Source organism: Bradyrhizobium sp. 134 (assembly GCF_023074155.1).
Lineage (GTDB): Bacteria > Pseudomonadota > Alphaproteobacteria > Rhizobiales > Xanthobacteraceae > Bradyrhizobium.
Window position 1 is genome coordinate 25,069 of record NZ_JADPKX010000072.1, and the last position, 18,737, is coordinate 43,805.

Here is an 18,737-nt window from a genome sequence, read left to right on the forward strand (position 1 = left end):
TCCCCGTCCATGGGTCTCTCGCGTACGAGGAGGTGATCGCGTTCGCGGACATGTCGCTGTACTCCCATCCTAACCACCTTGACGGAGCATACTGGAAGGCAAACGGCTGGGCCGCCGTCATCCAAGGTGTCGGTAATGCTGCAGTAGATTGCCGCGCGGCCTTGTCATACGGCGAAGGAGGTTTGCGCTTTGCGCGTTTTTGCGAGGTGCGACGAAGGTGCGCATCACTAACAGTGCGCACGAGTCAGTCGCCGTGGCGCCGCACATCGCCATTTTAGGAACTCAGCCACTGGGCACGGTTACATCGCGACCCTGATACTGCGAACGGCTCCCTTACTCTCAAGCCGAGAGGGGAGCCTGGCCAGGTATTGGCATTTCGATTGGTGAAGACCGCCGCCTTATGCCTCGTTCCGGTGGAGCCGTTCCGCACGAACGACGGAATGCAAAGGCCCTTGCGTCAAATATCTCATTCTCCCCGATATCTGGGCGGGCGCTTTTCAAAGAAGGCATCCATCCCCTCTTGCTGGTCCGAAGTCGTGAAGGCCACCCGAATTGCCTGTCGTTCGAATTCCACACCCGCATCCAGAGGCGTCTGATATGCGGCGAGCACCGCTGATTTGGCGAGTTCGACGGAGCGCGGCGGCTTCTGCGCAATGAGGCCTGCGATCTCGAGCGCTCGCGCGCTCGCCGTGCCGGTGGGGACGATGTCCGCGATGAGCCCGGCACGCAGCGCGGCCTGAGCAGAAATTGGCTGACCGCCCAGAACCATCAACATTGCCAATGATTTTCCTGCTACGCGGGTCAATCGTTGAGTGCCGCCGTCGCCAGGGATCACGCCTATATTGATTTCTGGCTGCCCAAACTGTGCATTCTCGCCCGCCACCACGATGTCGGCGAGCATGGCCAGTTCGTTCCCGCCGCCGAAACATACACCTTCAACGGCTGCAATGATGGGCTTCACGCAGGTCGTAATATCTCTCCAATTATTCCGCCTGATAGGGTTGTTGATGGCTTCGAACCCGCGCTGCTGCATTTCCTTGATGTCCGCGCCCGCACAAAAGAAGGCGTCACCTCCTGTGAGCACGATGCAACGTACATCCTCGTCGGAAACGGCAGTGCGGCAGGCTTGGGCAATATGTGCGATGAGTTCATTGCTCAGAGCGTTTCGTTTCGCATGTCTATTCATGCTCAACAGCCGAACATGTGGGGACGGCGTGGACGCGATGACGAGGTCTGATGTGGTCAAAGGATGATCCGTGAAGGTTTGGCTTGGAATTTATGGCGCTTCTTCGCGCTAGCCGCGAACGAAGGTCACGGCGGCTAGCCGAACGCCCTTCTATTGCGGGCCTCGGCAATGGCGTCGACTGAGAATCCGAATGAGGACAACACCTCGTCGGTGGCAGCACCGATCGGTGCTGGGTGGATCCGGATGCCTGGCGGGGTACGCGACAGGCTAATCGGAAGACCGGCCAACGGAACGGTTCCGCGCCCGGGTACATCTACTTGCCACATGATGCCATTGTGCGCAGTTTGGGCCTGACTGACGGCGTCCGCGATCTCATTGACGGCCGTGCAAAGGAGATCCACCTCAGACAGTCGCTGCACGACCGCCTCGGTCGTGAGTGAGGCTATCGCCTCCGCGCAATATTCCTGAACGGTCGAAAGGTTCGCAACCTGACCTTCGCGGGTTGACAGCTCAGGTCGCGTGCTGATGTCGGGCAGACCGAGCGCTTGGCACATCAGCCCAAGCGGATTGTCACGGAACAGCATAACCACCGAGACCCAGCCGTCTTTAGTTTTGAAGAAGATCGACTGACTGATCCAGTTCGTCTTCGTTCCGTAAATGCTCTCGCTCGCAATTTCACAGAGTTGCATGGCGAGTGCAACATCGTACAGACAGGTCGAGACGACTTGGCCGAGCCCGGAGGTTTGACGTTCAATAAGGGCGGCGAGAACACCTTGTACAAGCGACATTGCAGCGCCGTAGTCAACGATAGGCGAATTGGTCAAGTGAGGCGGCTGATGCTCTTCAAGCCCGCCGCGAGCAAGCCCGCTGAAAGCCTGCGCCAACATATCCTGGCCGGGCCGGCTCGCCAGAGGCCCGCTTTCACCGAAGCCGAACCCAGCGGCATAGACCAACCGAGGATTGCGCGCGCTCAGTTCGGGGAATCCGAGGCCTAGTCGCTCCATCACGCCCGGTCGGAAGTTATGCATGAGCACGTCGGCCTTATCGACCAGCTGAAGCAGGATTTCCTTGGCGACTGGATTCTTGAGATCCAAGGCGAGTGTACGCTTATTGCGTCCCATGGCTGCATAGTAGGAGCTCATTCCTCCAACCCGAGTCGCCTCGAAATCGAGCCCACGGGTGATGTCGCCCTGGGGTCTTTCGACCTTGATGACGTCCGCGCCGAGATCGCCCAAGACTTGGCCGGCAAGAGGGACCTGCATCACCATTCCCACTTCCAGCACGACAATTCCGTTGAGGGCGCCGGCTTTGGGGGCGAGCGCGTTGTCTGCGGGTTCAGCGATCACTTGGCGACCTCTCTGATGGATCTGATTTTGGTTGGCCACAAGCCGACACACGAAAGCTACAGCACAACTCTAAACAGGTCAAATCATATGCTAGCCCAATGTGGCATTGATATATCCCAATATATGTGAAATTGGATTGCGGCGCGGTCGAGCAATGTCCCCCGGGAATTCCGGTACCAACGCCGCTGACGCGTAGAGCGATGATGAATTCGCCATCGCGCCCGCATGGCATTTTACGACAAACCTAATTTGGATGGACATCGATGACTTTGAATTACATCGCCGGGGAATGGCTTGCTGCGTCAAACGCAGTGCCGAACGTGAACCCTTCGAACACGTCCGACGTGGTCGGGGAATTTGCGCAAGCTTCGGCAGCCGATGTGGAGCGAGCGATTGACGCGGCATTCGACGCTTTCCGAGCCTGGTCCCATTCAACCATCCAGACCCGGCACGATTGCCTCAATGCGATCGCCGCCGAGATCCTTTCACGGAAGGAGGAACTTGGGCGGCTTCTCTCCCGCGAAGAGGGTAAGACCCTTCCAGAGGGGATTGGCGAGGTCACGCGTGCAGGACAGATCTTCCAGTTCTTCGCGGGTGAATGTCTGCGTCTCCCAGGCGAGAAGCTGCCGTCCGTTCGCGCTGGGGTGGACGTCGAGATTACGCGAGAACCCGTGGGCGTTGTGGGGCTCATCACGCCCTGGAATTTTCCCGTCGCGATCCCTGCCTGGAAGATTGCTCCTGCTCTCGCGTGCGGGAACACGGTCGTATTCAAGCCAGCAGAGCTGGTGCCAGGATCGGCGCACGCGTTAACGGAGATCATCTCGCGCGCAGGTATTCCGCCAGGTGTGTTCAACCTCGTCATGGGCCGCGGCTCCGTCGTTGGTGAGGCCATGCTGAAGAATATCAAAATTGCCGCGATTTCATTCACCGGCTCGACCTCCACGGGGGAACACATCGCGCAAAGTTGTACGACGGCTCATCCGATGAAAAAGGTTCAGCTTGAGATGGGCGGGAAAAATCCGATGGTCGTTCTGGACGACGCCGACCTCAACGTCGCCATCGAATGTGCAGTGAACAGCGCCTTCTTCTCGACGGGCCAGCGTTGCACTGCCTCCTCCCGCTTTATCGTGACAGATGGCGTCCACGACGATTTCGTTGCGGCAATGGCAGAACGTATGAAATCCCTTGTAGTGGACGACGCCTGCAGAGCCGGAACCCACATTGGCCCGGTGGTAGATCAGCGTCAGCTCCATCAAGATCTCAGCTATATTCGTCTAGGCCAGGATGAAGGCGCCAAGCTCGTGGCTGGCGGCGAACTGCTTAGTCGAGATATGCCGGGCTTCTATTTATTTCCTGCCCTCTTCGCGGAAGTCGACAATCGAATGCGGATCGCACGAGAGGAAATATTCGGACCCGTTGCAACGGTGATCCGTGCTCGTAACTATGAAAATGCCCTGGAGATCGCAAACGATACCCCGTTCGGACTGTCGGCTGGGATCTGCACTTCGAGTCTGAAGTACGCGAGTCACTTCAAACGCAATGCTCAAGCGGGGATGATCATGGTCAACCTGCCAACCGCGGGGGTGGACTACCACGTTCCGTTCGGCGGCCGTAAGGGTTCGTCCTACGGACCGCGCGAACAGGGCAGATATGCCGCCGAGTTCTACACGACAGTCAAGACGTCCTATTCCTTCGGCGGCAACATCTGACCAGGTGCCACTTCCGGAAGAGACAGCACAACCAGAATGCGCTCGGCGCATTCTGGTTTCAGATGATGGACATGTCAGCTTCGTTGGTGGGCTCTAACGATCCGGCCAATTGCCGCAAGGCCCACTCGAGATCCTCGATACGATCCGGCACGCCGATCGAGATTCGCAATCCCGAGATCAGCGACGGATCGACAAGCAGAGCGGAAGACGGCGTGGTGATCACTCCACGTTGCAATGCTCTGGCGGCAACATGCTCGACGGCGCCACTCGGCAAATCCAGCCAGACGTGAAAGCTCGGTGGATGGTTGGGCCTAACATGCGGCCGTAGGATCTGTGAAGCGAGTTTGACGCGGTTCTTCGCTTCTTGTGCCAACGACTGACGCACCTTGGCGGCAAGGCCGTTCTCGATCCACTCGGAGGCGATCATGGAGGAGATGGGAGACGCCATCCAAACGGTCGCCCGCATGGCCTGATGGATACGGGGTATATACTGTTCGGGCACGACGAGCATGCCCAGGCGTAGGCCGGGCGCCAGGCATTTCGACAGCGTATTGACGTAGAACGTCCGCTCCGGAGCCAGCGAGGCGAGAGGAATGCTGGCCTGGTCCAAGAAGCCGTAGGCATCGTCCTCGATGATTAGGATGTCGTGCTTGCGTGCAATTCGCACAATCTCCTGGCGGCGAGCGGCTCCCATGATTGTGGCCGTGGAACTCTGGACCGTGGGCATCGTGAACAGCACTCGCGCATTGCCCGAAGCCGCCGCTCTGTCGAACGCTTCCGGAACGAGGCCTTCGCTATCCATTGGAAGCCCGACCAGCTCAAGCTTGGCGAAATGAGCGTACGATTTCATGCCGTGGTAAGTGGCGGCCTCGACGAATACCTTGTCACCCGGCTGACAAATGGCGCTCAGTGTCAACGAGAACCCGTGTTGCGCCCCATTCGTGACGACGAGATTGTCAGGTCCGGTATCGAAGCCGGTATCGCGCAACAGCCTGGCGAACTGGCTACGATGATCCATCACCCCGGACTGAGAGAGGTAGCCGACATAATCGGAGATGTCACTGGGGAACGTCCACCTGCTATCTGCGAGCACTTTCGGCAACCGCGAGGGGCCTGGTATGTTCAAGCTCAGGTCGATCACCCGCCCGCGAGACTGGACGCTCTGGCGCTGTTCTGCAACAAACGTCCCTCGGCCAACGTGGCCAACGAGCAGGCTTCTGCGTTGCCCCTCTGCGTAGGCCTTGATCACCGTGCCGACGCTGAGACCGAGGCGCTCCGCCAAGTCACGCTGAGTCGGGAGTTTCGCCCCGACAGCAAGCGACCCGGACGAAACGTCCTTTTCAATAGCCTCGAGTAAACGGAGAAAAGCGGGTGCCTTGCCGGGGCGCAGTTCGGGATACCATTTTTGCATTTCAACCGCTTATCTTAGAGGACCTTGACCTTCAACTCCCGAGGCCGAGCTCGCAATCATGAATTTGGGCGAGAAGCCGCTGATTTTCAACAGATTTCCGACGTGTCGAAAGACGGCGGAGCGCTCCGGATACAGGAGAGGTCAGTAGCCGCCGCCTCGCCGCACGGTCACTCGCTCCATGAAGGACCCAAGCGTCACTTAGGTAGACCTGCCTCGATTGTGAAACCTAAAGTACCTTGACTGAAAGGAGCTCCGTCTTTTCGTCCGCGATAAGTGGGTTGCGCAATGGTCGGCCAAACGCTTTCGATTCCACCTCGAAAACGTCACCGCTGCGCGGCCTGACCCCGGCGGCGAAGCTCAAAACGCTCGCGCCGAAGAAATGCACGTGAACATCACCCGGCCGACGGAAACCGCGATACTTGAAGTGGTGATGTTCAAGGTTGCGGATGGTATGTGACATGTTGTCTTCGCCGGAAATGAATTTGTCAGACCAGATCGTTGAACCGGCCCGCGATACGCGCACGGTACCCGTTACGTCACTCGGGAGCTCGCCGAGCAAGGCTTCGGGACCGTAAGAGCACTCGCGCAATTTTGAATGGGCGAGATAGAGATAGTTCTGCTGCTCCATCACGTGATCCGAGTACTCGTTGCCGAGGCTGAAGCCCACACGCAGGACCTCCCCTTGGTCGCCGATGACGTAGAGGCCCACGACCTCTGCTTCATCGCCGCCATCTTCGGCCCACGCCGGCAAACTAAGCGGATGCTCGGGAGGCACCGCCCACGAACCATCCCCCTTGTATGCCCACTCGGGCTGCACCCCGATGCTTCCATGATCCGGCTTGCCACCTTCAAGACCGAGTTTGAACATGCGCATCGAGTCGGAGAGATCATCTGCTGCTAATTTTGCGTGCATGGCATCTCGAGATTCGGCGCTTCCGAGATGCGTTAGGCCCGTCACGGAAATGGTGCAGCGGGACGGCTCCGCATGATCGAGCGGCAGAAGCAACCTCTTCTCGGCAACAATTTCGTCATAATCGACTTCTCCCTCACCCCCCCGTGCCGAAATAAGTTGTTCCAAGGACGCATCCGAGCGCGCGGCTTCCAGCGCAAGCTCGCGGACGCTCGTCGCATCTTTAACGACCACCGGCTGGGCACCATCATTGAGAATGGCGCCCACCTGCCGACGGCCTTCCGGCGTCACAAATTGAACTAGTCGCATCTCGCGTTCCTTACACCTCAGAGGGCTGCAGGCGACCGCTGAGCATCAGCAGCGCCTCAAACAAATAATAGCTACCGAAGATAAGCTCGGCATTTTTGACGTAGTCCTCGGGCCGAGAATCTTCCCGTTTGTTGAAGCAGCCCTCGACCAACATGCCGACGGGTCTCTTGTCATCGTCTCCCAACGGGGTGAGATAGCCATCGACGAGAGCGGCGGCCGTCTTTTCCGCAGCATCTTTGTATTTTTGACGCTTGCCTTCACAGGGCGCGACCGAACTCAGCTTGAACAGAGTAGACGCCATGAAGGCGCTCGCGGCTGTGTCTCGTTCAGTATTCGGGGCCGCAGGATCGTTGAAGTCCCAGTAAGAAATGCCATCGGCTGGCACGTGATCAATCCACCAATCCGCACCCTTGACTGCGGCAGCAAGGAAGCGCTCGTCGATGCCTCCCGAGAGGCAACTGATGGTCGCACCCAGCACGCCCCATGCCTGCGCCCTCGCCCAAACGCTGCTTTCGCTGTATCCCTTGTGCGTATAGCGTTGAAGCACTTCGCCACTCTGCACGTCTAGGGAAGAGGATTGAACGAAGGCACCATCTTCTCGTTGATGGATTGAGAGAACCCGGGCTGTATGTTTGGCGGCGACGTCCAGCATTTGGCTGTCGTTCGACTCCCTTGCAGCCCAAAAGAGCAGCAGAGATACGACCAGGCTATCGATGCTGCTTGCGGTCGCTCCAACATGTGATCCTTCTTCGGCATTCGCTCCGAGCGGCACCAAACCCAGCTTGGGGTCGAATCGATGTTTGATGTCTCTTGCCGCCGCGAGACCCAACTCTCGCGCTGACTTGCTTCCTCCGAGCAGCGCCCCCAGGCCCGCACCGTAGTAGAACGTCGCAGCCTTGAAGGCTGTGTCGGCATTTACGCGGGATACGAGACGCTTACAGACTTCGTCAGCCAAATGCTTGCAGCGCTCGCCTTCCTCGTCTCGCGACGCAAGCCACAACATTCCGAGCCAGTAGCCGCCGGTCCAATCACCATGAGCTGTCGTTTTCCAGATTCCGGTATTTGGATCAGCCCAATGCGGGAAACCATCGCCCACCTGCTGCGCTGTCGAACGAATGCGATCTTTGATGCGCTCGATCGCTTCATCCCAGTTCCTAGTCATCTCACGTCCTTGTTGCCGTTATCGGGCGCCTCTGTGGCCACTCCATACACATGGCAAGGTTTGCATGATTATTGAGATACATCAATTGCGGATTGGTTCCGCTCTCTTGGTTGACATTGGGGCATTGCCCTCTTATCGTCGCCCGACTAGCCCGCACTGGCTTGCCAAATTGCTCGTCGGGTCACGATTGGTGCGACGGTCTCGATCGCTGTCCTGAACAGCGCTCACATGGCCACTCGCGACCGGCTATCGGTCCGAGTCGCAACGGGCATCGGCCTCGAATACTGCGAACGTTCCCCTGCAGGAGCCGCGCGAATTCGTCCTCACAAGGCTAACGCAACGCCCAACAAGTTTCGGCTACGATCTGGCCGGACGCTTCGCGGTCGGAATGTACGAAGATCGGGCGGCGCCACCCGGCAAGAGCTCTACAATTGGTACAACCCTCTGTCGTGCCTAAGAGGAGGCCGGACATGCCGAAGATCACCCTTCCGAGACTGACGCGCGTGGAGGCTGAGCAGATATCAACGAGCATTGGAACGAAGACCTGCAGGTGCGTCGAGCCTGCGAGCGCCTCGGCCGACATGAGAGACCAGCTTCAGTAGATCGTTAGTAGATCGTTCGAGACGAACATTCCGCAGGTCATAGCCAAGATGAACAAGTTCTATCTTGAGCACCAAGAAAGTCTGCGTGCTTCTCCATCGCCGTCCTAGTTGTGTCCGGGATCGAGGACTTCGACTAGGAGGAGATCGCCGCGCCGTACAGACTTTTCGGGTGTCGTACGCAGAATGCCGACCTGCTTTTACCTGCAATCTGATTAGTATGTCCGCGGAAGGACCGGATGGAGCCACACTCCTGCGAGTGCTTCGAAGATGGTCCCCCGCAGTTCAAAAAAGCACGCCTGCTCGGAAAGCTTCTGACGGAATGGGTGGCATCGCATGCCCTCACTGGCCCGGAACCTGAAAAAGAGGCCGCTGCTGGACTTCTCCAACAGCGGCTTAAGTCGAGGGAGGAAGCAGACAAGCCCGGTCTGCCAGCGGATCCGGCGTGCGCTCACATGTAGACCGGGTTCAAATCACGTGTAAGATCGGCGAATGATACGATGAGTAAAATCGGGTATAATGCGTTGAAAGTGACAGGCGTCGGGAAACTTGCCAGTCTTCTGCCCGTCGGCCGTAAAGGTGCGTCGTTGGAAATCTACGCACCATCTTTGCGCAGCCTTCCGAAGGGCTCCATACTCGTGATGGCTACCTTGCCCATTATCGATTGGAATGACTGTCTGCTGCGCGGCTTGCAAAACGTTTCCGAGATAAAGCGCGCCCACACGTACGCGGCCATCATGATGATCGATCCGTTCGCGTGTTGGGAGGACGTTGCCGAAGCGTTGAAAAAAGCTGGGGTCAGCGGAGTAGTAAATTTCCCACCAGCGTCCATGATTGAGCGATCTGCGGCTGGCGAACCGGTCGATTCCGGCCAGGAGCTCGAACTTCGGCGCATGGAATGGTTTGCTAGCCTGGGGTTTAAGATCTTGTTCGCCGCTGCCGATGATGCTGCGATGATATCGGCAGAGAGACGACTTGGTCCGCATCTCCATGGCATTGTCTACTTGCCGGAAACGGCTCTCGCGCTGAGGATTTGCGACGAGATGGAATTGGCCAGGCTTGACCAACAGGGGTCGTCGATCCCGAAGTTCGCGCTCTTGGACGTGACAGCTTCAAGGCGGCCGGTGGGCAAAAACAAGAGGGCAACTGCTACTCCAAGATCCTCAGCCCCTTGATCTTGTTGTACAGAGTTTTTCTTGAAAGCCCCAGATACCGGGCAGTCTTCCCTCGATGCAGCTTGTTTCGTTTCAAGCCCTCGATGATCCACTCGCGTTCGGAGAACGCGCTTGTCGGCTTCAGAGGTGATGACGCCGTCAAGAGTGGCCTCAGGACATCAGCCGTAATGTGCGTTTGTTGCAACGTCACCAGCTGATTCACGATCTGGCGTAATTCTCTCAAATTGCCCGGCCAGTTGTGGCCTGCGAGCGCCAAGAACGCAGAATGTTCTATACCGAGCGTCTGGGCATTCGAATCTCCTTTAGCCTCCACCGTGAAATGCTGAACAAGTTGCGGAAGGTCCTCGAGACGATCGGGCAGCGGGGGTAACCCAATATCCAGCCCGGCAAATAGCGCAACAAGCCGAGGGCATAGTACAGCGTTAAGAGCCCCCCCGCGAGCAACGGTTGCAGTTGCAATGATCCGTGCAGAGGAACGTGCCAGTGCTACGCTATTCAGCGGCGTGAAACTGCCGGTTTCCAGATAGTCGGCAAGACGCTCTTGCCCGTCCCGCGACAATTGATCGACATGCATGAGCAGGATCGTAGAATCCGTTGCGGTTTCCAGGAGCGACACTTGGCGTCGCCTGGTCTCAGTCTGCCCGGCGCCGAACAGGACGCCGACCGTATCGATGGCTGGGCCGGGCCGACATTGAAACAGCGCAGGCTTGGTCAGTTTCTTGTCGCTGAAGGCGTGGACCAGACTGGCTATTCGTCGCTTTCCTGACCCCGCCTCGCCCCACACCAGCACAGGACTAGGATGGCCTGCCAAGCGCCTTGCGGTCTCGAGCACGCGCTTCATGATTGAGGATTGCGCGATCACACCGTGCCTGAATCCGCTCAGTTGGAGCTGACGCTCGAGAAGATCGACCTTCTCCCGCAACAAGTGAATGGTCTTGAAGCCTGAAGTCACCTCAAGGACCGACATTTCCAACGGGACGCGGTCGAGCGACGAGCCGCCGATGAAGCCCTGAACACCTGTTTCGCGGCAGATATCGAGGAGTTCGTCAGGCTTCGTAATTGGCCCGCCCCCCATCAGGCAGATCGTGTTCCTGTCGATGGATTGAGCGACGCGAGCAACAGCGCTTGTGCGCGCGGCGAGCTCGGACAGGCTGATCGTGGGGTCGCATCCGCTTTCGATCGGCCGGTTGAGGTTGAAATTGATGCAGATGGCCTCGACGCCGGCTTCGACCATGCGCCTTGCCTCGGGCTGGGTGCGCGTATAGCCGATTGCCATCAGGCCGTGTTGTGCAGCTTTGACCAGGAGTTCGATTTCCCGCTCGTAGCCAAGGCCGGACTTTTCCAGCAGAGATCTTCTGTAGTCATCGATGTGGATCACGGAAGGAAAGTTGGTGACTCCGGAAAAGCCCCAGCTGATGATGCGCTCGAGAAAGCGGTCGATGTCGAGCTTTGGATCGAAGGTACAGGCCCCGAAAAAGACTGGCAATTTCGTTGAAGGCAGGATCTCGGTCCGACCGAAGCCAGCCACGAATTCGTTGCTGTTGCGGATCGGAAGAATTGAGGCAGGTGAAGAGCCACCCATTGCGCGAAACCGGCCAGCATTGAGCGCAAGCACGAAATCCGCGCCCGCCCGCTCGGCAGCTCTGGCGGCCATGCCTGATCCGATCCCCGCCCCGAGTACAAAAGAACGAGAGTTCCGGAAGAACCGCCTGATCCCGCCGCCCTTGACCTGGTCCACCCGCGTGTGCATGCCGTCCCGCCTCCTGCAGGGCAGGTCGGAAGGCTAGCTCCAATTTGCCGGCGCATGCAACCGTCGCAGCGCATTTCCGTTCATCATGAAGAGGTGGCAGTCCGCCGGCGAAGCCGCAAGACGAACCTTGCCCGACCTACTGGGCGCCGCCGCGTTCGGTGCCTTGGCAACCATCGATTCTCTGCCAGCATTGCCGTAGATGTAGGTGACGCTGCCAAGATGCTCGACGAAATCGACGTCGATCTCGATCCCGATATCGGTCTTCTCCGCCGCGGATGGAGAGAAATCATCGGGGCGAATTCCGACCGTGATCGGCTTGCCGACAAGCGACTGGTTCGGCTGGACGGGAACGAGGATTGTCGCGCCTGCATCGAGCTTGACGCCCATGCCCGTCGCGTGCGCTGATTCGATGTGGCCGCTGAGAAAATTCATCTTAGGCGATCCGATGAACCCGGCGACAAAGCGAGATGCCGGATTGTGATAGAGGTCGTGCGGACTGCCCACTTGCTCGATATTGCCGTCCTTGAGTACGACGATCTTGTCGGCCATTGTCATTGCCTCAACCTGATCGTGGGTCACGTAGATCATGGTGTTGCCAAGCTGCTTGTGTAACTTGGCAATCTGCACCCGCATCTGCACCCGCAACTCAGTATCGAGATTCGACAGCGGCTCGTCGAACAGGAACACTTTGGGTTCGCGTACAATGGCACGCCCAATAGCTACGCGTTGCCTTTGTCCGCCTGAAAGTTGCCGAGGCTTACGTCCCAGCAGATGATCGATCTGCAAGAGTGATGCAGTCTCGGTGACCCTGGCCTCAATCCCGGCCTTCGGAACTTTGGCCATACGCAGGGGGAAGGCAAGGTTCTCGCGCACGGTCATGTGCGGATAGAGTGCGTAGCTCTGAAACACCATGCCGATGTTTCGGTCGGCGGCATCAACGTCATTGACGACTTCATTGTCGATCAAGAGCCGCCCGCCGCTGATACGCTCGAGCCCTCCGATCATTCGGAGCAGTGTCGACTTGCCTGAACCCGATGGTCCAACGAACACGACGAATTCGCCATGTTCAATGATCAGGTCGACATTCCGCAGGATTTGGATCGTCCCATAGGCCTTATTGATACCTTCCAGGCGAACATCGGCCATCACGCTCTCCTCGGTCGCTGGCTTCCAATGGTGGCTCGGGCTGTCCCAACCTCAGACAGGCTGGACACGATGAAATCGGGCGATACCAGTGAGGGATCATCTCGGGGCGGCACGCCGGTCGTGACCAGCACGGTCGGAAGCCCTGCTCTCTTGCCAGCCTGAATATCAGTTTGAATCTGGTCTCCGATCATCAAGGTGGCGCTGCGTACCGTGCCCAGGCGGGAAAGTGCAGTCTCGATCATATGCGGCTCCGGCTTACCAACGATCAAAGGCTCCACTTTCGTGGCAGCAGCCACGGCCGCGATCGTAGCTCCTGCCCCGGGCTCGAACCCACCTGCCGTCGGCAACAGGAGGTCGGGGTTGGTGCCAATAAAGGCTGCTCCATTTAGGATCGCGTCGACCGCAATCCGCAGCTTCTCATGCGTAATTTGTCGATCGAGCCCCATGACCACGGCGTCGGGCTTTCGATCCGTCACCTCGAGCCCCGCGTCTGTCATGGCTTTCGTAAGGGATGGCGCGCCGATGACGAATATACGCCCAAACTCCGGGTATGTAGCGCGGATGAGCTCGGCGGCGGTGATGGCGCTGGTGACCACGTCCTTCGGCGCAATAACAAGCCCAAGGCCTGCCAGTTTGCTGACGACATCCGCTGGCGTGTGCGTCGAGTTGTTCGTCACGAAGCAGATGGGCAATCCGGCCGCCTGCCACCGTCCAAATGCCTCCACGGAATCGACGATAGCCGCGTTGCCGCGGTAGACGACGCCGTCGAGATCCGAAATGATACCGTCCACTGGCGGCCAAATGGGGGGAGAAGCGACACTAGCCATTCATCAGCATCCCGCCATTCACGTGTACGATCTGCCCGGTCATGTAGGAAGCTGCAGGACTTGCAAGAAAAACAGCAAGACCTGCGATATCCTCCGGCACGCCGACCCGTCCGAGCGGGATACGGCCCCCGTGACGTGCCTCGGTTTCCTCGCGCGGGCGCCCATGCATCGGTGTATCGATGATCCCGGGCGCAATGGCATTCACATTGATCTTGTGTGGGGCACATTCATAGGCGAGCAGCTTGGTGAGGTCGTGAACAATTGCTTTCGACAAACAATAGTCGGCGCCGCCCGCCTGGTAGTTAAAGACTGCACCTTGGGACGATAGCGAGGATCCGATATTGACGATCCGGCCCCCTTTGTCCTTCATGAAGCGCTCGATCGCGAGCTTTGAGCAACGCAGGACCGCGACCGAGTTGATCTGGATGGTCCGCTCGATTTTGTCCGCGTCGCCATTCAGGAGCGGTTGGGCAGATTTGACGCCCGCATTGTTAACCAGCACATCGAGCCGGCCAAAGTGCTTGGCGACCGCGTCCAGAACCCTGTTAACATCGTCCTCACTTGCGACATCCATCGCCATCGGCAGTACGCCGTTGCCATGGGGCAGGCTTGCCAGAGTGCTCCTGAGAGTTTCCAGGTTGGCATCGGTGGCAAGGACATTCGCTCCACCAGATCGAAACGCATTCACGATGGCAGACCCGATGCCGCCCCCGGCACCGGTCACGAGCACCGTTCTGTTTGAAACTGAGAACTGTTCGGTCATTCCAACTCCAGGATCGTTTGGGATTTCAGAAACTCGTCAACGGTCTCGGCGCTCGGCATGGAGGTTTGCGCGCCGCGTCTAGTCACACAGAGCGCGGCTACCGCCAGCGCTTTCCTAACTGCTTCTCTCAAGGGCAGCCGTTCGGCCAGTGATGCGGCGAATGCTCCGTTGAAGGCATCGCCTGCGGCGGTAGTATCGACCGCTCTCACGGGAAAGGCTCGCAGGGCAAAAGAGCGGGTCTTATCAGCATAATAGGCGCCCTGTGCCCCGAGGGTGATCAGCGCGGCACCTGGCCCGAGATCAAGAAGCTTGGACGCAGCGTGGGCGGCACCTTCAAAGTCGTCGACCTCGATACCTGTCAGCTCAAAAGCCTCTGTCTGGTTCGGTGTGACGAAATCGACACAGCTCCACGCTGTCGACGGAAGCCCGGACCTCACTGGCGCCGGATTGAAGATCAGCTCGAAGCCCTTGTCCCGCTTCAGCTCGAAGAGCCTGTTGAGCGCTCCGACCGGCATACCCATTTCGGCGACCACGATCGCATTGTGCTGAATGAATTCCGCGGCGTTCTCAATCATCTGCGGCGTGACGTTTAGGTTGGCGCCGGGATCTATGACAATCATGTTAGTGCCGTCGTCACCGACCATGACCAGAGCGGAGCCGGAGACTTCGCCCGGCGCGATTTTGATCGCGTCGGCGCAAACGCCGGCCTCTGTCAGGGACTGCAGGAGCCAATGACCCGCATCATCATCGCCAAGGCGCGTGTAAAAGTGCGGTCTCAAGCCAAGCCGAGCCGCGGCCACAGCCTGATTGGCGCCTTTCCCTCCAGGGTGACGGGTCAGCGTTCCCATCAGGCTTTCACCTGGCGTTGGCAGCCGCTCGACATTGAAGCAGAGATCGAGGTTTGTCGTTCCGAAGAACATCAACGGCCTGGCACTCATTTTACAGCACCAAAGGTAAGGCCACGCTCCAGGTGGCGCTGGCCGATGACGATCAGGATCACGGGAATGATCATCGTCACGACCAATCCTGCCGCCATGACGGGATAGAATTGCACGCCCGGGTTTAGCAGCTTGAGCAGAGCGACGGTTACCGGCGCCCTGGTCGAAGAGAGGATCAGGCCGAGCGCAAAATTGTGCCACGCGAGCAGGAAGATGAGCAGAGAGGCCCCAATCAGACCGGGCTTCAAAAGCGGCAGCACGATGTGCAACACGACCCTGACCGGCTTGGCGCCATCCATGGCAGCCGCCTCTTCGATGTCCTTTGGGATATCTTCGATATAGGAGCGGCTCAGCCAAACGATCATCGGCAGTGTGAAGACCTGGTAGACCCAGATCATGCCGATATAGGTGTCATACAGGCCAATCGTCTGGAAAACGCTGAACAGGGGGATGACGACCAGTAGGACCGGGGCAAAGCGGAAGCCCAGAATGAAGAAGGCAATGTCTTCTTTGAGGGGAATGTCCCGCCTTGCCAGCACGTAGCCGGCAGGGACCCCCACGAGCAGGGACACGAAGACAGAGCCAAGCGCTATGACGACGCTGTTCGTGATCGGGGTCAGGAAATCGATCTTGATAGTGCCGTAGCTGGTTGCTCCGGCTTGGGCGACGTCAAACAAGACGCGAAAGTTTTCCAATGTCGGCGAGAACAAGAAGGTCGGCGGCCAGGTCATGACCTCTGCCTGCTGCTTGAGCGACATCATCACGATCCAGACAAGCGGGAAGGCGAGGATCAATGCGCAAATGCCGACGAGCAGGTTCAGGATCAAATTGACGGAGGCGGCGCGTTTCAGTCGCATACGTTGGCCCTCAGCTGACGCGCTGCCGCACGACGCGCCACAGCTTGACCATGGCGAACGTTCCCACCAGCACGATCATCCAGTTGACGACCATGAGGGCTGCACCACGCCCGAAGGCGAGATTCTGGAATGCGATAATGTAGGCGCGCACGGAAAGAACGGAGGTGCTATCTCCAGGCCCGCCTTGCGTAGTGCCAAAAATGATGTCGAACTGATTGAGCGATTCGATCAGCCGAAACACCGCGGCGATCAGAATGTAGGGAGCGATCAGCGGCAACTCGATATGCACAAAGGTTGCCCACCCCTTTGCGCCATTGACACGCGCGGCCTCCCTCACTTCTTCATTGATACCCTGAAGGCCTGCGAAAATGATCAGCGCAAAGAATGGCGTGTAGGTCCAGACGTCAATCAGGACGAGCGAGAACATTGCGGTGTTGGGATCTGAAATCCATGCAAAGCGGGCGATTCCTGCAAGCGAGAGCAGATAGTTAAGGATTCCGCTTTGCGGGTCCATCATCGTCGTCCACATGAGCGCTACGCTCATCGGAGGCAGCACGAGGGGCAAGAGGATGACCGGCCGCATCAGCCGTGCAACGATGACTTCGGTCGCGAACAATTTTGCAAGTGCAAGACCGAAGGCAGCCTCCGCAACCACCGCCGATCCGGCGTAGACAAGAGTGGCCCGAATGCTGTTCCAGAAATCATCCGACTTGATCAGCGCTGCATAGTTGTTGAGGCCGACGAAGTGGACCAGCGGCCGACCGAACTTGAGATCCGTCAGCGACTGAAAGACGCCATAGAAGAACAGAAAAAGAAAGCCGAGCAATATCGTGATCGCTGGCGCTATGGCTGCGATGCTCCACCAGTCAAGATGCGACTGCTCGGCGCGCGCGACCGCCTTATCGTTTGACGCAACAAGTGGGCTGGCTGAAGACTGCAGCGTCACGAGCCCGTCGGATCCTCGAAGGTCCATCTCGGTCTATCTCTAAAATGCATGGGGCGGCGATGAGCTCGCCGCCCCATTTGTTTCACATTGACGAACGGATTTCCGAGGCAAGGGCGGCCAGCGTCGCCTTCACGTCGGCTCCGTTGACCATTTTCTGCATGGCTACGGCCCATGCGTTCATTGCTTCGGCAAAGCCGACGCGGGCTGTGAAGGCGAGTTGCGCCCGTTCCTGCACGGTTTTAAACGTGTCTACGAAATTGTTGAACTCTGGCTTTGCCGCATAGTCGAGCCAGGCCTTGTCGCTCCAGGTCGAGGCGCGCGGAGAGTTGACGAGCTTGCCGGCGATGGCGCCGTTCAGCTCGACTTGCTTCGATGTCGCCCATTGGATGAACAGCCAGGCGGCTCCTTTTTTCTGGGACGCAGCGTTCATCGCAAGCGACCAGATCCAGATATTCGACTCGAAGTTCTTGCTAGTCGGAGCGTGCAATGGGGGTGCGAACGCGATTTTGCCGGACGCGGGCTTGCCAGCCACGTCGTTCCAAAACCCGAACATATTAGAATCAATCGCCATCGCGGTGCGCCCTGAATTGATGCCATCAACGACCTGGTACCAGTTGTCATTGGCAAAGGACGGCGCCGCGCATTTCTTGATCATGTCCACATAGTCTTTGTGGAAGGCGATCGACTCGGGCGAATCCAGCCCTGTCTCCAACTTGCCGTCCTGGACGACGAAATCATGCACGCCATAGGACCTGGCAATCGAGATGGCAGCTGTGTGGATGCTGCTCCAAAAGCGCACGCCGCGCACGCCCAAAGGGGTGATGGCGGGATCCGCAGCCTTCAGCTTTTCGCAGGCGGCGGACATCTCTGGCGGAGTCGTTGGGACCCCGATGCCGTATTTGGCAAGTATGTCCTTACGGTAGAACAGCTGGATGTTCTCAAAGCCATGCGGGATCGCCCACACCTGCCCGCTTCCCGGCTCGATTTGGCCTTCCTTGACTTTCCAGGTCAGTGCATCCCGCAATGCAGGGAAGAAATCCTTGTAGTCGTAGCCCGCGGCCGTGAGCTTAGCGTCGTTCAGATACTGATCGAGCGGCTCGAGCAACTGGCCCGGTGCGAGATCCCAGGCCGGTTGAATGCCCGTGCCCACCACGTCCCAGCTGCGGGATTTCGTACTGAGCTGGATGGTCAGCTTATTCCAATAGGCATCGTCGGGATAGAGTTCGGGCGTCACCTTGATGCCGGTGAGTTTCTCGAATTCCGGCAGCTGGGCCGCGACCGCGTCGGCATACGGATGAATGTCGTAGGCCCAGACGATCGACGTGCCTTCGAACTGGCGCCAGTTGATGTCGTCCGCCTTAGCTTGGGAAAACGCCATGGCCGTTCCGGCCAAAAGCGTGGAGCAGATGAGAGCTTTTTTTGCAAAACTAGCCGTATGGCCGCGCAAAGCGGCGAGCTTCCTTGGCATGATTCCCTCCGATGGGCTCTTTGGCCCGCAAACCACGCGCCCCCTCCTCTTCAAGCGGCCGCGGCGTTGCCGAGGCTAATCTTCGCGCATCCAACGAAAGCGGCCTTTGAGGCTCGGATTGGGTAAGGTTGGGTAAGTCAAAAAGTCGGGCGATTGGGAAAGTATCAATTGGAAGAAGCGGAGTTTGGAATGGGCCCCGGTTGACGCCACAGCCTGGCGAGCGCTGTGATGGCTG

General features: G+C 58.4%; 15 protein-coding genes. 2 read left to right on the plus strand and 13 right to left on the minus strand.

Going from position 1 to position 18,737, the window contains the following annotated elements; all coding sequences use genetic code 11:
* Positions 1 to 466: 466 nt before the first annotated feature.
* Complete coding sequence (locus tag IVA75_RS27445) at positions 467 to 1,246, minus strand: enoyl-CoA hydratase-related protein (RefSeq protein WP_247285583.1); 780 nt, start codon at positions 1,244 to 1,246, stop codon at positions 467 to 469.
* A gap of 74 nt (positions 1,247 to 1,320) precedes the next feature.
* A complete protein-coding gene (locus tag IVA75_RS27450; RefSeq protein WP_247285581.1) occupies positions 1,321 to 2,532 on the minus strand; it encodes a CoA transferase in 1,212 nt (403 codons plus the stop codon).
* Between the two features lie 263 nt (positions 2,533 to 2,795).
* Here IVA75_RS27450 and IVA75_RS27455 point away from each other — a divergent pair, with 263 nt between their 5' ends.
* On the plus strand, positions 2,796 to 4,241 hold the full coding sequence (locus tag IVA75_RS27455) for an aldehyde dehydrogenase family protein (RefSeq protein ID WP_247285579.1): 1,446 nt from the start codon (positions 2,796 to 2,798) through the stop codon (positions 4,239 to 4,241).
* A 58-nt stretch (positions 4,242 to 4,299) separates the two neighbouring features.
* On the opposite strand, the gene IVA75_RS27460 is transcribed toward IVA75_RS27455, so the two are convergent.
* From IVA75_RS27460 to IVA75_RS27470, 3 genes are all read right to left on the minus strand, one after another.
* Positions 4,300 to 5,652 (minus strand): PLP-dependent aminotransferase family protein, encoded by a 1,353-nt coding sequence (locus IVA75_RS27460; RefSeq protein WP_247285578.1) that lies wholly within the window; start codon positions 5,650 to 5,652, stop codon positions 4,300 to 4,302.
* Between the two features lie 226 nt (positions 5,653 to 5,878).
* Entirely contained in the window at positions 5,879 to 6,871 is a 993-nt protein-coding gene (gene araD1, locus IVA75_RS27465) for an AraD1 family protein (protein WP_247285577.1), read from the minus strand.
* 10 nt (positions 6,872 to 6,881) lie between these two features.
* Positions 6,882 to 8,033, minus strand: coding sequence for a glycoside hydrolase family 88 protein (locus IVA75_RS27470; RefSeq protein ID WP_247285576.1), 1,152 nt, complete (start codon positions 8,031 to 8,033; stop codon positions 6,882 to 6,884).
* A 1,099-nt stretch (positions 8,034 to 9,132) separates the two neighbouring features.
* Between IVA75_RS27470 and IVA75_RS27475 the strand changes: the two genes are divergently transcribed.
* Positions 9,133 to 9,807, plus strand: a complete 675-nt coding sequence (locus tag IVA75_RS27475; RefSeq protein WP_247285575.1) for a hypothetical protein — start codon at positions 9,133 to 9,135, stop codon at positions 9,805 to 9,807.
* On the opposite strand, the gene IVA75_RS27480 is transcribed toward IVA75_RS27475, so the two are convergent.
* The 8 genes from IVA75_RS27480 to IVA75_RS27515 form a co-directional block, all read right to left on the minus strand.
* Positions 9,782 to 11,557 (minus strand): phosphoenolpyruvate hydrolase family protein, encoded by a 1,776-nt coding sequence (locus tag IVA75_RS27480; protein ID WP_247285574.1) that lies wholly within the window; start codon positions 11,555 to 11,557, stop codon positions 9,782 to 9,784. The two genes, IVA75_RS27475 and IVA75_RS27480, sit on opposite strands and share 26 nt — an antisense overlap.
* Positions 11,558 to 11,590: 33 nt before the next feature.
* Positions 11,591 to 12,703, minus strand: coding sequence for a sn-glycerol-3-phosphate ABC transporter ATP-binding protein UgpC (ugpC, locus tag IVA75_RS27485; protein ID WP_247285573.1), 1,113 nt, complete (start codon positions 12,701 to 12,703; stop codon positions 11,591 to 11,593).
* On the minus strand, positions 12,703 to 13,530 hold the full coding sequence (locus IVA75_RS27490) for an HAD-IIA family hydrolase (RefSeq protein WP_247285572.1): 828 nt from the start codon (positions 13,528 to 13,530) through the stop codon (positions 12,703 to 12,705). Before IVA75_RS27490 ends, ugpC begins: the two co-directional genes overlap by 1 nt.
* Entirely contained in the window at positions 13,523 to 14,293 is a 771-nt protein-coding gene (locus IVA75_RS27495) for an SDR family oxidoreductase (protein WP_026233437.1), read from the minus strand. The genes IVA75_RS27490 and IVA75_RS27495 overlap by 8 nt, the downstream gene beginning before the upstream one ends.
* Positions 14,290 to 15,231 carry a ribokinase gene (locus tag IVA75_RS27500; protein WP_247285571.1) on the minus strand — a complete coding sequence of 314 codons (942 nt, stop codon included), beginning with the start codon at positions 15,229 to 15,231 and terminating at the stop codon, positions 14,290 to 14,292. The genes IVA75_RS27495 and IVA75_RS27500 overlap by 4 nt, the downstream gene beginning before the upstream one ends.
* Positions 15,228 to 16,058, minus strand: a complete 831-nt coding sequence (locus tag IVA75_RS27505) for a carbohydrate ABC transporter permease (protein WP_247285570.1) — start codon at positions 16,056 to 16,058, stop codon at positions 15,228 to 15,230. The genes IVA75_RS27500 and IVA75_RS27505 overlap by 4 nt, the downstream gene beginning before the upstream one ends.
* A 40-nt stretch (positions 16,059 to 16,098) precedes the next feature.
* Positions 16,099 to 17,034: a sugar ABC transporter permease gene (locus IVA75_RS27510; RefSeq protein ID WP_247285568.1), complete on the minus strand. Its 936-nt coding sequence runs from the start codon at positions 17,032 to 17,034 to the stop codon at positions 16,099 to 16,101.
* A gap of 82 nt (positions 17,035 to 17,116) precedes the next feature.
* Entirely contained in the window at positions 17,117 to 18,502 is a 1,386-nt protein-coding gene (locus IVA75_RS27515) for a sugar ABC transporter substrate-binding protein (protein ID WP_247285567.1), read from the minus strand.
* Between the last annotated feature and the right edge of the window lie 235 nt (positions 18,503 to 18,737).

What these genes read in the sequence shown, in the direction of transcription:
- IVA75_RS27470 (WP_247285576.1), bottom strand. Translation starts at nt 8,033, where the DNA reads ATGACTAGGAACTGGGATGAAGCGATCGAGCGCATCAAAGATCGCATT.
- IVA75_RS27480 (WP_247285574.1), bottom strand. Translation starts at nt 11,557, where the DNA reads ATGCACACGCGGGTGGACCAGGTCAAGGGCGGCGGGATCAGGCGGTTC.
- IVA75_RS27500 (WP_247285571.1), bottom strand. Translation starts at nt 15,231, where the DNA reads ATGAGTGCCAGGCCGTTGATGTTCTTCGGAACGACAAACCTCGATCTC.
- IVA75_RS27515 (WP_247285567.1), bottom strand. Translation starts at nt 18,502, where the DNA reads ATGCCAAGGAAGCTCGCCGCTTTGCGCGGCCATACGGCTAGTTTTGCA.
- IVA75_RS27475 (WP_247285575.1), top strand. Translation starts at nt 9,133, where the DNA reads ATGAGTAAAATCGGGTATAATGCGTTGAAAGTGACAGGCGTCGGGAAA.
- IVA75_RS27460 (WP_247285578.1), bottom strand. Translation starts at nt 5,652, where the DNA reads ATGCAAAAATGGTATCCCGAACTGCGCCCCGGCAAGGCACCCGCTTTT.
- IVA75_RS27495 (WP_026233437.1), bottom strand. Translation starts at nt 14,293, where the DNA reads ATGACCGAACAGTTCTCAGTTTCAAACAGAACGGTGCTCGTGACCGGT.
- IVA75_RS27455 (WP_247285579.1), top strand. Translation starts at nt 2,796, where the DNA reads ATGACTTTGAATTACATCGCCGGGGAATGGCTTGCTGCGTCAAACGCA.
- ugpC (WP_247285573.1), bottom strand. Translation starts at nt 12,703, where the DNA reads ATGGCCGATGTTCGCCTGGAAGGTATCAATAAGGCCTATGGGACGATC.
- araD1 (WP_247285577.1), bottom strand. Translation starts at nt 6,871, where the DNA reads ATGCGACTAGTTCAATTTGTGACGCCGGAAGGCCGTCGGCAGGTGGGC.
- IVA75_RS27490 (WP_247285572.1), bottom strand. Translation starts at nt 13,530, where the DNA reads ATGGCTAGTGTCGCTTCTCCCCCCATTTGGCCGCCAGTGGACGGTATC.